This window comes from Pseudoalteromonas sp. NFXS39, assembly GCF_040148775.1.
Lineage (GTDB): Bacteria > Pseudomonadota > Gammaproteobacteria > Enterobacterales > Alteromonadaceae > Pseudoalteromonas > Pseudoalteromonas apostichopi.
In genome coordinates this window covers 224,813-238,689 of sequence record NZ_JAGDEC010000004.1, presented here as the reverse complement: position 1 = coordinate 238,689, position 13,877 = coordinate 224,813, and the positions used below count along the sequence as shown (strand labels likewise).

Genomic DNA, 13,877 nt, shown 5'->3' with positions numbered 1-13,877 from the left:
GAGGCGGGTTTTAGATTGTTTTTTTACAAGTTGTTAAATTTGACACCAGTGTCATAAAAAAATAACGGGTGAAATACGCCTAAATGTAAAAAAATAGCATAGAATTTAGAAAGTGCCTTTAAGTGAGAAATATTCATGAATATGAATATGTATTCAAAACTCTATTGACTCATGAGGTATTTGGCGATAGTTTTGTTCGTCTGCTAGCACTGTCACAAAAGACTGAACCGCTAGTCGTTGTAGCAAGGGGAGGGGTCTATGTTATACGACTCAAAATTAGAAAAAGATAATTGTGGCTTTGGCTTAATAGCCCAGGTCAATGGTCAGGCGAGTCACCGCTTGATTCGAACAGCAATCACTGGCTTAGATCGCATGGAACACCGTGGTGGTATTTCTGCAGATGGTAAAACTGGTGATGGCTGTGGTTTATTAATGCAAAAACCTGATAGTTTCTTTCGTGCTATTGCCAGCGAACATGATTGGCACTTAGGTAAGAACTACGCCGTTGGCATGGTATTTTTAAATGCCGATCCTGTACTTGCGCAAACAGCTAAAGATGTGTTGAGTGAAGAACTCGAAAAAGAAACCTTGAGTATTCAAGGCTGGCGCGTAGTACCTACCGATGCGTCATGTTTAGGGCCAATTGCAAAAAAACAACTACCAGGCTTTGAACAAATTTTTGTTAGCGCACCAGAAGGCTGGCGTCCAAAAGATTTAGAGCGTCGCTTATATGTAGCGCGTCGTCGTGCTGAAAAGCGCCTCGAAAACGATGAACACTTTTATATTGCCAGTTTATCTGGTTTGGTCACTGTCTATAAAGGCTTGATGATGCCTGTAGACTTACCTAACTTTTATTTAGACTTAGCTGATATTCGCATGACCAGTGCGATTTGTGTATTCCACCAACGTTTTTCTACTAATACACAGCCTCGTTGGCCTTTAGCTCAACCTTTCCGCTATTTAGCGCATAATGGTGAAATTAATACGATTCAAGGTAACCGCCAATGGGCACGTGCCCGTGCTTATAAGTTTGCCTCACCACTTATTCCAGATCTGCAATCAGCCGCACCATTCGTTAACGAAAGCGGCTCAGATTCTTCAAGCTTAGATAATATGCTTGAGTTGTTCTTAGCGGGAGGCATGGATTTATTCCGTGCAATGCGTATGCTTGTGCCACCAGCATGGCAGAAAAACCGTGCCATGGATGATGACCTACGTGCGTTCTATGACTTCAACTCAATGCATATGGAACCATGGGATGGCCCAGCTGGTATTGTAATGTCTGACGGCCGTTTCGCGGCTTGTAACCTTGACCGTAATGGCTTGCGTCCGGCGCGTTATGTAATTACCCAAGATGGATTTATCACGCTTGCCTCTGAAGTGGGCATTTGGGATTACGCACCAGACGAAGTCGTTGAAAAAGGCCGTGTCGGACCAGGTGAGCTGTTAGTTATTGATACTCATCAAGGGAAAATATGGCATTCAGATGAGATTGACCAAGACCTTAAATCTCGCCACCCATATAAAGCATGGTTAGAGGCAAACGTTAAGCGTTTAACGCCATTTGAACAGTTATCTGAAAAAGATGCGGGTAACCGTTCTTTTGATGACGAAACACTGCTTAAGTATCAAAAGATGTTTGGCTATACCAATGAAGAACTTGATAGCGTGATTCGTGTTATGGGTGAAAATGGTCAAGAAGCAACGGGTTCTATGGGTGATGACACGCCATTTGCGGTACTGTCAGAAGGCCATCGCTCACTGTTTGATTACTTCCGACAAAAGTTTGCGCAAGTAACGAATCCACCGATTGACCCACTTCGTGAAAATCACGTTATGTCACTAGCAACCTGTATTGGTAGTGAGCAAAACGTATTTAACGAAACCACCGGCCATGCTAAGCGTTTACAGTTTGATACGCCAATTTTGATGTATGCTGATATGCAACAGCTGATCAATGCTGACGATGAGCACTACAGCTACTGTAAAATTGATATCACTTACACCGCAGAAGAAGGCTTAGAAAAAGCAATCACACGTATCTGTGATGAAGCACAAGAAAAAGCGGCGTCAGGCTGTGTCATGCTTATTTTAAGTGATCGTAACTTTAGCGAAACGCATTTACCGATTCCTGCGGCGATGGCGGTTGGTTCAATTCAAAAGCGTTTAGTAGATAATAACTTACGTTGTGAATCTAATATCATCATCGAATCGGGCAGTGTCCGTGATGCGCATCAATTTGCGGTATTACTTGGTTTTGGTGCAACGGCAATTTATCCGTACCTTGCTTATGAATCATTAGTTGCAATGAGCGATAACAAGACCCTGAATAAGAGCTATTGCGAAGTAACGCTTGCGTATCGTAATGCGATTAACAAAGGTCTGTATAAAATCATGTCGAAAATGGGCATCAGTACTGTCGCTTCGTACCGCTGTTCAATGTTATTTGAGGCAGTTGGTTTATCAGATGCGGTTGTAGAAACCTGTTTTAACGGTGTAGCTAGTCGTATTAAAGGGGCTTGTTTTACAGATTTTGATGATGACCAACGTAAGCTTCATAAGCTGGCCTTTAGTAAGCGTAAATTATTGAGCCATGGCGGATTATTAAAATATGTTCACGGTGGTGAGTACCATGCTTATAACCCAGATGTTATTCAAACACTGCAAAAAGCAGTACGCTCTGGGGATTACAAAGATTACTTAGCGTATGCTGATTTAGTAAATAACCGCCCGATCACCAATTTACGTGACATGTTGGCAGTCAAGATCCCTGATACAGGTGTGAGTGTTGATGATGTTGAACCTGCAACTGAGCTGTTCAAACGTTTTGACTCTGCAGCAATGAGTATTGGTGCGTTATCGCCAGAAGCGCATGAAGCACTCGCAATTGCAATGAACCGTTTAGGTGGTTGCTCAAACTCGGGTGAAGGTGGTGAAGACAAGCTTCGCTACGGCACAGAGAAAAACTCGCGTATTAAGCAGGTTGCCTCAGGTCGTTTTGGTGTAACACCACATTACTTACGTAGCGCTGATGTAATTCAGATTAAAGTTGCGCAAGGTGCAAAACCAGGTGAGGGTGGTCAATTACCGGGTGAAAAAGTAACGCCGTATATTGCAAAATTACGTTATTCAGTGCCGGGTGTGACTTTGATTTCGCCTCCGCCACATCACGATATTTACTCGATTGAAGATTTAGCTCAGCTTATTTTCGATTTAAAACAAGTAAATCCAGATGCACTTATTTCGGTGAAACTAGTTTCTGAACCAGGTGTAGGTACTATCGCAACAGGTGTAGCTAAAGCCTATGCCGATTTGATTACTATTGCTGGTTATGACGGTGGCACAGGTGCAAGCCCGCTCACTTCTGTTAAGTATGCAGGTAGTCCTTGGGAGCTTGGTCTTGCTGAAACTCAACAGGCGTTAGTAGAAAATGGTTTACGTCACCGTATTCGTCTACAAACAGATGGTGGCCTTAAAACGGGTCTAGATATCATTAAGGCGGCTATTTTAGGTGCTGAAAGCTTTGGTTTTGGTACTGGGCCTATGGTAGCTCTTGGTTGTAAATACCTACGTATTTGTCACCTAAATAACTGTGCGACCGGTGTTGCAACGCAAGACGATACGCTGCGTCAAAAGCATTATCATGGTCTGCCAGAAATGGCGATGAACTACTTTAAGTTTATTGCCGAAGAAGCGCGCCAAATTATGGCAAGCCTTGGTGTAACTCGTTTAACAGATTTAATAGGTCGTTTGGACTTACTTGAAGCAATTGAAGGCAAGACAGAGAAACAAAAGAAAGTTGATTTGTCTTCAGTTATTGCCGTACCAAACAACCCAACGGGTGAAACCTTGTATTGTAGTGTGCCTAATAGCTCACACTACTTAGGTCAGCTAAACGAAACCTTACTTGAAAAAGCGAAGCAAGCAATTGATGAAAAATCTGGTATCTCGCTGGTTAACCGTATTTGCAATACAGACCGCTCAGTAGGGGCTATGCTATCGGGTTATATTGCGTCAAAACATGGTAACCAAGGTATGGCTGCTGATCCTGTTTCTATTGAGCTCCATGGTACAGCAGGTCAATCATTTGGTGTGTGGAATGCAGGTGGTCTTGAAATGACGCTTGTTGGTGATGCGAATGACTATGTTGGTAAAGGAATGGCTGGCGGTAAGCTAGTAATTCGCCCACCGCTGGGTTCTTCTTTCGAAAGCCACAAAGCGACCATTGCCGGTAATACCTGTTTATATGGTGCAACGGGCGGTAAATTATTTGCCGCAGGCTGTGCCGGTGAGCGTTTTGCAGTTCGTAACTCAGGCGTCCAAGCGGTTGTAGAGGGCGTGGGTGACAATGGTTGTGAATACATGACAGGTGGTGTTGTTTGCGTACTTGGTAAAGTGGGTATCAACTTTGGTGCAGGTATGACAGGCGGTTTTGCTTATATTCTTGACGAAGGTAATGACTTTGAAAAACGCATTAACCCTGAACTTGTTGAGATTGTCACGCTTGAAGGGTTGGCATCACATCAAGAACATTTACGCGGTCTAATTGCTGAGCATTTAGAACTTACAGGCTCAAACCGCGCTGAGCAGATTTTAGCTAACTTCGATTTATACATTCCGATGTTTAAATTAGTTAAGCCAAAATCTAGTGATGTAAAAAGTTTACTTGGGCACCGAGCGCGCAGCAGCGCAGAGCTTCGTGTTCAGGCTCAGTAAGGGGGTAGTATGAGCGAAAATGTATACCAATTTATCGATGTACAACGTGTTGATCCGCGTAAAAAGCCAATCTCAGCGCGTAAACAATCTTTCGTAGAAATTTACGAGCCGTTTTCTGAGACGCAAGTTAACTCACAGGCGGATCGCTGTTTAGATTGTGGTAACCCGTACTGTGAATGGAAATGCCCAGTACATAACTATATTCCACAGTGGTTAAAATTAATTCGTACTGGCCGTATTTTAGAAGCGGCAGAGTTGTCTCATCGTACAAACAGCTTACCAGAGGTGTGTGGTCGAGTGTGCCCACAAGACCGCTTGTGTGAAGGCTCTTGTACACTTGATGAAGAGTTTGGTGCTGTCACTATCGGTAATATCGAAAAGTACATCACAGATACCGCTTTTAAGATGGGCTGGAAACCAGATATGTCGTATGTGGTTTGGTCTGACAAAAAAGTGGCTATCATTGGTGCTGGTCCGGCAGGCTTAGGTTGTGCGGATATTTTAGTACGTAACGGTGTAAAACCTGTGGTGTTTGACCGTCACCCTGAAATTGGCGGCCTTCTTACATTTGGTATTCCTTCATTCAAACTTGAAAAAGAAGTAATGCAGAAGCGTCGTGAAATTTTCACTGAAATGGGTGTCGAGTTTAAGCTAAACACTGAAGTTGGCGTTGATATTACTCTTGATGAAATCTTGGCTGAATATGATGCCGTTTTCTTAGGTGTCGGTACGTATCAAAGTATGCGTGCAGGGCTTGAGAATGAAGATGCTGATGGTGTGTTTGATGCACTGCCGTTCTTAATTGGTAACACAAACCGTGTTATGGGCTATGCAGAAGACAAACAAGCTTACCTCGATATGGCGAACGAAAAAGTTGTCGTGTTAGGCGGTGGTGATACAGCAATGGACTGTGTGAGAACCTCTATTCGACAAGGTGCTGCAAAAGTAACTTGTGCTTATCGTCGTGACGAAGAAAATATGCCAGGCTCAAAGCGTGAAGTTAAAAATGCCCGTGAAGAGGGGGTAGAATTTACCTTCAATGTACAGCCGAAAGGCATTGTTGTTGACGAGCAAGGTAAAGTTGCTGGCGTTAAGATGGTGAAAACCCAGCTTGGTGAGCCGGACGAAAATGGTCGTCGTCGTGCTGAAGAAGTTGCCGGCTCTGAACATGTTATTGAAGCTACCAAAGTGCTTATGGCTTTTGGTTTTAAACCTCATAAAATGGATTGGTTAGAGCCGTACGGTGTTGAAATCAATCATTGGGGTGGCATCAACGCACCAGAAAAAGGTGAATTTACCCATCAAACAACGAACCCTAAAATCTTTGCTGGTGGCGATATTGTTCGCGGCTCAGACTTAGTGGTAACCGCTATTTTCGAAGGCCGAAACGCCGCAGAAGGGATTATGGATTATTTGGAAGTTTAATCCTAAGGGGTTCATTTAATATTTATAAAAGCAAGCTACCTAGCTTGCTTTTTTATTACCTGCCATAAAATATACTTATTTCTTGTTATGATAATTTAAGCAAGATCCAGAAAGATAATGAAAAAATAGCGCTTATTACCTACAATCTTCGAATGAATTCTACAGTAGAATATAAAAGTTCATTATTTCGTATTAACTCCATATTTACTCCACATTGTTGCGTTTAAATGTCTATCAGAGGCAGAAGCCCATCTGAATATTTGATGCTAACAACATGGATAAAAAGAAAATGTTTTGCGAACACACTAATAACGAGCAGTTAAGCTTTTTTCAGCCGAATTCAAAATCTGAAAATGATTTACTCAATGAGGTCATGAATAGTGAAGACCTGCACGATATTCTGACTATGGTTTTACTAGATGAAACCTTATCAGACGCCCTTAAAGCGATGGTGAAGCAACAACTGAAAACAATAAAAAAAATATAAAACGGAAATAAAAATGCCGCAGATATTAGTCGTTGAAGACGACTTAGATATTGCAGAACAAGTACTGTTGTTCTTTAATGCATCTGGTTTTACTACTCACCACATCACTGATGGCAGTGCTGTGGTGTCGTGGGTTAAAGAAAATAATCCAGATGCAATAATTCTAGATGTAATGTTACCTAATTTAGATGGCGTGGAATGCATGAAGCAGATCCGCGCTTTTTCAATGGTGCCTATTATTATGGTAACCGCTAAAGTCGAAGAAGCTGATAGGTTAAAAGGGTTAGAACATGGCGCAGATGACTATGTATGTAAACCTTTTAGCGGTGCAGAGCTGGTGATGCGTGTTAAAGCTATTTTAAGACGCTGCGCGCCAGTATCTATTAGCAAGGAAACTGTTGAAACGCCTGCTACTATTTGCTTAAACGAAGATGCGCTTGAAGTTGAAATAAAGGGCGTGTCTTTGGGTTTAACTAAAGTAGAATTTGACGTATTCAAGCTTTTGTACAAAGCCCCTAAGCGTGTTTTTTCAAGGCAGCAGATACTTGATCACATTCAGCCCAATAACTTTGATATTACCGACCGCGTAATCGACAGTCACATCAAAAATATTCGTAAAAAACTGAAGAATTTACAGTTCTCTCCTAAGATAGTCGCTTCCGTTTATGGTGCAGGCTATCGCTATGATGAACGTCAAATCAATTGATTTGGCGTTCATCGCCTTTACTATTAATTACACACTGTACGTTCACCTTTTCGAATCGAATGGGTAAACACATACACTGATAATTCCCTTGCTTGAATATCTTGCCAAATTTGTTTGCTAGGAACAGGGCACAGCGCGTAATGTAAATATTGGCTAAGCGCTTCACCTTCAAGGGCTATCGAATAGGGCGTTCGTACATAGACCTGAATCGCATCAGTTGAGTACTTAATTTGATCTAATCGCCACTGGCCTAGTAAAAATTGCTTTGCAAAAAACTGAGAAATACGTTGTTTTGCAGCTTCAGACAGTGGAGGGTACTCTATTGGCTTTTCGTAGCTTGCATAATAGAGTGCTGCACTTAACAGCATGCTGGCAAGGGCCGCATAAATTGGCAGTGGGGACTTTTTGGTTTTTTTAACATTGCTTTGGCGATGTTTACGCTCAATAGATTTTGCCCATTGGGCGTGCTTTAATGACTCTGACATGGTTCCATTCCACAGTAGTTTATAGTGCTATTTAAGCAATAAAATGTGGTGGAAAAATGGAGAGGCTTATTTATTACCTAAAGGCAGTAAGATTCTAATACATAAGCCACCTGACTTACCCGGTAATGCGTTAATAGTACCTGACATCAATTCGACAAAACTCTGACAAATTGATAACCCTAAACCTGAGCCTCCTGATGCGCGGCTACGAGACTCTTCAACACGATATAAACGGTCAAAGAGCTTGCCTATATGAGCTTTACCTACACCCGGAGAAGTATCATCGACTTGTATAAACAGCTCTTGTTTATTCGCTCTCACCTTTAGGCGAACATGGCCTGGGGTGTCTGTATATAGACACGCATTAGTAAAAATATTGTTGAGGATTTGGTCGAGTTTTTGTTTATCTACCGTGATCTCAACATCATTAGCAATAACAATGTCAGCCAAAAAAGTTAGCTGATGGCTGCAAACATAACGGCGCATGTCTTGCTCGTATTCAGCAAAAATTTGTGCGGCATTATATTGTTGAAGGTTCAATGTAAGGGTTTTATTTTCAGCTTGCGATAACTGATATACATCTGAAATTAAGTTATTAAGTTGTGCTATCTTGCCATTAATTTTGCTGTAGGCGAGATCGCGGTTTTCTTGTATGTCGAGCTCGAGTGCTTCTATATGCAGTTTCAATACGCTCAATGGGGTGCGTAATTCATGAGAGATATCAGCGAGCATTTTGTCTTTTTCAATTAAGTTATATTGATAAAGCTTGGCTTTAAATAACGCTTTTCGATGCTTGAAGTAATAGAGTACTAACGCAAGGATACTAAACAACAAAACAATACCAGCAGACAACAACCAAATCTGTTTTTCTAGTCGCTGGTTATTCATTTGTGCAGTTGCGAGTTTGTTTTTTTGTATTTCATCATCAATTCGTTGCTGTTGCTCGATTGCTGTTAATTGCTTTTTATTCTTTTCGACAGCTTGATTTAGATGTTCTTCAAACAAAGACTCGGCCAGTTCATTTTCAAGCTTTAGCTGCTCAGCTGCTAGCTTGTAATCACCTATCAATTCAGCATAAATTGCGGTATAGCCGTGCTGCTTTTGATTCAATAATCGGTTATTGATACCTAGTAACAACTCTTTTGTTCGACTTAAATAAAGACCAATTAGCTCAGGGTTTTTAAGGACTAAATGCAATTCAATTAAATTAAAGTAAGAGTAGATCTTACTTAACGCCGAGCCAGATTTAAGCGCTGCATTGAGCCCAGACTCAGCACTACTGAGAGCCATATGCTGGTTGCCTATTTTCAAATACAATTGCATTAACGTATGCTTCGCCGTCGCCATATTTTCATAGGCTTTGACGTCGGCTAAACGGGTAAAGGCGTTATTTAATAAGGGAAGAGCCTGCTCTAAATCGCCTCGTTTATACACCAGCTTGGCAAGTTGTAAACTGGTATCAGCAATATTCATTTGGTTTTTGGTTTTAATATCAAACTCGAGTGCTTTTTTATAGAAGTACTCAGATTGCGTGAGGTCATCAAGCCTGTGAGCAAGGTTTGCTAAGTTATAAAAGTTAGTGGCAACAAGTTCATAATTATCGCTGTTTTCTAATAACGCTTGTGCTTTTACCTGATGATGCATTGATTGTTCAAGATCATTTAGTGTGTCGTATAGTGAACCCAAATTGCTATGGCTTTGTGCTTGTAGGTTTTTGTCTTCAAGCTCGTTTGCAAGCGCTAAGGCTGCCATATAGTGTTTTTTTGCTTCTATTGTTTTTAATTGGCGACGATAGTTGATCCCCAACTCTTTTTGGATGTGGTATTGGTCCTTTTTGCTTAAACTAGCAAGCTTTTGTAATGGCGATAATAGTTCAATCGCTTTATTGTAATGACCTTGTTTACGTAACAGAGGCGCTTGTGCCATCACAATTACAGGGCTCGATGTAGCGCTATTTTTATGTTTGTATTGCTCTAGAATAGTGAGCGCTTCAATGAGCTTGCCTTGGTTCTCAAGGTCAGTGACTTGATTTAATAGAGAGCTTGGTAGTGAGGTTGCTACACAGGAAAAAGACAGTAAACATGTAGCGATAAGTAAAGAGTATTTCATTTGCAGTTAGAATAAGCTTAAAGTGTGCTTATACTAACCAGCAAATGTGTGCAAATTATGGAGTTATTAGTTAGCGTTTATCACAACTAAACTTCAATTAATGATAAAGTTTTATCCTTAATTCAGTTACACCTGAGATGTTATGGTTTTTCATCTTTTTGTCTCAGTATCAAAAATTTCTGATTGTATTCAACCTACGGAATCCTAAAATCTATATTTGGATAATTTATGCTCCATTAAATTAATAGTAAATAATTTATTTGCTATTTTTGTTAATGATAAAGTTTTAGTTAATTCTTCAGGTGAAATACAATGAAAAAATCTATCCTGTCAATATTGATGGTATGCGGAGCCGTGGCTGCAGATGCTTCGGCAAATAGCTGCACTGGCGAGCTGTATGGTATTAACTCTGGTCGAGGCCATTTAGGTTTCGTTTTTTCTATTGATGAACATACGCAAAGTGCAGCGATTCATTCAAAAGCTGCTTTCTCGTCAGCAGCTATAGCATTTGATAGTACAAGAAACCGACTTTATTATGTTTCAGCTCCACGACCGCTTTCGTATAAGCTTGATGTAAGTGAATTTAATTTAGCAAGTCATGAACTAGCTGACCTGCCAATTAAAAGTGAAAAGTATAAGTATACTCGTCTCGCTTACGTTGATATGGATACAAATGAGCACACAGTGTTTAGTCGCTCTAATTCGATGACTCGATTAGCTTATGATCCAAATCGTGATGTTATCTACGGCTCTAAAGGCAGTAAGTTTTATATTATTTCCCCAGATTCTGGTGAAACCCAGTTTGTAGGTAATATGACTGGCTATGGGAATAGTTCAGATATTCTTCGTGGTGATATGGTTGTTAAAAACGGAGAAGTTTATTTAGTTTCTGCAACAAGCATTTTCTCTTTGAACCTTTCTACACTTGAGTTAACGAAAAAATCTGAACATGGTTTAACGACAGTGACCGGTGCTGCGCTTGATCAAAATGGTGAGCTGATTATTGCTCGAGAAGTTATTAACGATCAAGGTAATTACAATATAACTAAGCTGTATAAAGCATCAATTGAAACGGGTAAAACATGTGCAATGGGTACGTATCCTATGCGTATTAATGATTTAGCGTTAAACACACTTAAACCAGTTGCTTGTTATACCAAACCAACCTGTAGTACCGGTGCAGAGTCAGTTGTTATCACGAGTATTGATAAGCAACGAAAAGCGACTTGGCAAAATTACACATTGAATGCTTATTTATTTGATAAACCTGTCGCAAAACTTAAGAGTGCAGCAAATTTTGGTGAAGGTGGAATTGTAAATAAAACACTTACAATTAATCATGACTTTGCCGCTGCAAACTCCATTACAGAAGCTGCAATCGATTCTTATGGCACAGATATCTTTTTTGTGGGGAGTTTTCATGATACAGATTTCACAGACGCTGAAGTTTCAGAGCTTTACAATTGGTCAAAGAAACCAGGTAACGTAACTATTATTGCAGCTGACTCTGACTTGCCGAATGAAAAAGTGTATGCAAAGTGGGGCTATACTGTCACGCGTGATGGTTATGTCGACGGCCCAAATACGCAAAACCCTGATGGTGTGGGTACTCATGCTCAGCAGGCTATTTTTGCAGGCCCATTTGGTGGTGTAACGAGTTTTTATCAAGCGGGTGGTGCGAAAGGCTATTTCTCTGAAATGCCAGCAGGTACTCAAGTATTAGCAGTTAATCAAGATGGTCTGCCTACAATAGTTATGGATCCAGAAACTGGCGATATTCTATTATCTGATAATGGTATTGTTAACACTCAAGATAAAGTTGAGAACTACACTCCAGGTACAGGTGTAACTAGCATGGCCGAACGTCTATTCTTAAACTTAATTAACTATGCAAGTGATATAGATTAATTATCCTTATTTAAACTATCGTGAAGTCATTTACTTCACGATGGTAATTTATATAAATCGTCTCCCATCATAAATTCATTCTAATAAATAATAGTAGTGTTTAGTTTTCTTTTTAATCTGATTTAAATTTAAATTGATGTGTACGCTTATTTTTATGATTTATTTACAGCGCTGCCTTGATTTTAAAGTCTTTCTTTCGAATGGTTCTTTTTTGTTACTTTATTTTTGTTTTATCATTTTTAATTATTGATTATTATGGATTGTTGTTAAAATCAAAATTTTCCTATTGTTTTGTTGTGATTTAAAAGTAAGTATTTACCTTGTGCTATATATATAAATTAATGTTTGCTAACTTTTTATTTTTAATTATTAGTAAATAAGTTTGATTTTATCTTTTTAGGTGAATATAAAATGAAAATCTCTATGTTATCGATAATGACACTTTGCACTGCACTTTCGTCGGGTGCCTATGCAAATACGTGTACCGGTGAGCTATATGGAATTAATTCTGGGCGAGGTGACTTAGGGATTGTCTTTTCCTTGAATGAACAAGATCAAAGTGCTGCGATTCATTCGAAAGCTAAGTTTTCCTCAGCAGCTATGGCGTTTGATAGTACTCGTAACCGTTTATATTATGTATCTGCCCCTAGACCACTAACATATCAGCTAGATCCTGGCTCTTTAAATTTGACCGATGAAGAACTAAAAGGCTTACCGATTAAAGGTAATAAATTTAAATATACCAAACTTGCATATGTGGATATGGCAACTGGTGAGCACGTAGAAGTTGGTCGTAGCAGCCCAATGACAAGACTTGCTTATGATCCTGAGCGAGATGTTATGTATGGCTCAAAGGGTAGCAAGTTTTACATTATCTACCCTGATTCAGGAGAGACTCAGTACGTAGGTGAAATGACGGGTTATGGTAGCAGCTCTGATATCCTTCGGGGCGACATAGTTATAAAAGATTCAAAGATTTATTTGATCTCTTCTAAAAGTATCTTTTCACTTGATTTATCAACATTACAATTAACTCGAATATCAAATCATGGGTTAGTAACTGTAACAGGCGCTGCGGTAGATCAAAACGGTGAATTATTGATTTCTCGTGAAGTAATTAATGATCAAGGACACTTCAATCTTACCAAACTTTATAAGGCATCTATCGAAACTGGTAATACTTGTGAAGTAGGTTCATTCCCAGTGCGTGTCAATGATTTAGCTATGGATACGATAAAACCAGTTGCTTGCTATAATAAAAAGTATACATGTAGCACTGAGCCAGAATCGATAGTCATCACTAGCATTGACCAAAACAGACAAGCCACTTGGCAAGGGTATACGCTTAACGGCTTGCTAATGCTTTGGGCCCTAGAAAAGTTAACTAGTACAGACAATTTCGGTGAAAATGGTGTTGTTCGTAAACCTCTATCAATAAATCATGATTTTGCAGCGGCAAATTCAATTACAGAGGAAGCGTTAAATAATTACAACACCGATATCTTTTTTATTGGTAGTTTCAGGTTAAGTAATTTTACAGATGCAGAGCTCGATGAAGCCTATAATTGGTCATTAAAGAAAGGTAATGTTGCCATTATTGCTGGTGATGCTGATTACCCAGAGGAAAAAATATACACAAGATGGGGTTATAAAGTAACAGCAGAAGGTTACATTGATGGACCAAGTATGCCTAATCCAGCAGGAGAGAGTACCAAAGCACAGCAAAGAATGTTCGCAGGACCATTTGGAGAGGTAATTGAGTTTTATCAATCAGGTACAGCAAGAGGTTATTTTTCAGAGATGCCTGCGGGGGCCCAAGTCTTAGCTGTAAACCAACAAGGCTTGCCAACTATCGTAAAAGACCCTGCTACAGGCGATATTATCTTGGCTGATAGTGGAATGCTAACAATTCAATATAAATTAGAAAATATTACACAAGGCCCAAAAGTGACAAGTATGGCGGATCGTCTATTAATGAACTTGTTTAACTATGCCAGTGAGATAGATTAATTATTGCCAAGTTATGTAAAAATCGCGAAGT

The 13,877-nt window shown here is 39.9% G+C and carries 8 protein-coding genes; 6 read left to right on the top strand and 2 right to left on the bottom strand.

What is annotated here, in order from left to right; all coding sequences use genetic code 11:
* Positions 1-258: 258 nt before the first annotated feature.
* From gltB to J3455_RS09585, 4 genes are all read left to right on the top strand, one after another.
* On the top strand, positions 259-4,716 hold the full coding sequence (gene gltB, locus J3455_RS09600) for a glutamate synthase large subunit (protein WP_167657793.1): 4,458 nt from the start codon (positions 259-261) through the stop codon (positions 4,714-4,716).
* 9 nt (positions 4,717-4,725) lie between these two features.
* Complete coding sequence (locus J3455_RS09595; RefSeq protein WP_178927123.1) at positions 4,726-6,141, top strand: glutamate synthase small subunit GltD family protein; 1,416 nt, start codon at positions 4,726-4,728, stop codon at positions 6,139-6,141.
* Between the two features lie 274 nt (positions 6,142-6,415).
* A complete protein-coding gene (locus tag J3455_RS09590; RefSeq protein WP_233786743.1) occupies positions 6,416-6,628 on the top strand; it encodes a hypothetical protein in 213 nt (70 codons plus the stop codon).
* Between the two features lie 13 nt (positions 6,629-6,641).
* Positions 6,642-7,334 (top strand): response regulator, encoded by a 693-nt coding sequence (locus tag J3455_RS09585; RefSeq protein ID WP_178927122.1) that lies wholly within the window; start codon positions 6,642-6,644, stop codon positions 7,332-7,334.
* A 23-nt stretch (positions 7,335-7,357) separates the two neighbouring features.
* On the opposite strand, the gene J3455_RS09580 is transcribed toward J3455_RS09585, so the two are convergent.
* A complete protein-coding gene (locus J3455_RS09580) occupies positions 7,358-7,819 on the bottom strand; it encodes a hypothetical protein (protein ID WP_167657796.1) in 462 nt (153 codons plus the stop codon).
* Positions 7,820-7,885: 66 nt separating this feature from the next.
* Entirely contained in the window at positions 7,886-9,928 is a 2,043-nt protein-coding gene (locus tag J3455_RS09575; RefSeq protein ID WP_250660993.1) for an ATP-binding protein, read from the bottom strand.
* Positions 9,929-10,240: 312 nt separating this feature from the next.
* On the opposite strand from J3455_RS09575, the gene J3455_RS09570 reads away from it, so the two are divergent.
* Positions 10,241-11,836: a type 1 periplasmic-binding domain-containing protein gene (locus J3455_RS09570; protein ID WP_349561608.1), complete on the top strand. Its 1,596-nt coding sequence runs from the start codon at positions 10,241-10,243 to the stop codon at positions 11,834-11,836.
* 411 nt (positions 11,837-12,247) lie between these two features.
* Entirely contained in the window at positions 12,248-13,846 is a 1,599-nt protein-coding gene (locus J3455_RS09565) for a hypothetical protein (RefSeq protein WP_130051281.1), read from the top strand.
* The last annotated feature ends 31 nt before the right edge of the window (positions 13,847-13,877 follow it).

Excerpts from the sequence above, each read along its gene's own strand:
- gltB (WP_167657793.1), top strand. The coding sequence starts at position 259 with ATGTTATACGACTCAAAATTAGAAAAAGATAATTGTGGCTTTGGCTTA.
- J3455_RS09595 (WP_178927123.1), top strand. The coding sequence starts at position 4,726 with ATGAGCGAAAATGTATACCAATTTATCGATGTACAACGTGTTGATCCG.
- J3455_RS09590 (WP_233786743.1), top strand. The coding sequence starts at position 6,416 with ATGGATAAAAAGAAAATGTTTTGCGAACACACTAATAACGAGCAGTTA.
- J3455_RS09585 (WP_178927122.1), top strand. The coding sequence starts at position 6,642 with ATGCCGCAGATATTAGTCGTTGAAGACGACTTAGATATTGCAGAACAA.
- J3455_RS09580 (WP_167657796.1), bottom strand. The coding sequence starts at position 7,819 with ATGTCAGAGTCATTAAAGCACGCCCAATGGGCAAAATCTATTGAGCGT.
- J3455_RS09575 (WP_250660993.1), bottom strand. The coding sequence starts at position 9,928 with ATGAAATACTCTTTACTTATCGCTACATGTTTACTGTCTTTTTCCTGT.
- J3455_RS09570 (WP_349561608.1), top strand. The coding sequence starts at position 10,241 with ATGAAAAAATCTATCCTGTCAATATTGATGGTATGCGGAGCCGTGGCT.
- J3455_RS09565 (WP_130051281.1), top strand. The coding sequence starts at position 12,248 with ATGAAAATCTCTATGTTATCGATAATGACACTTTGCACTGCACTTTCG.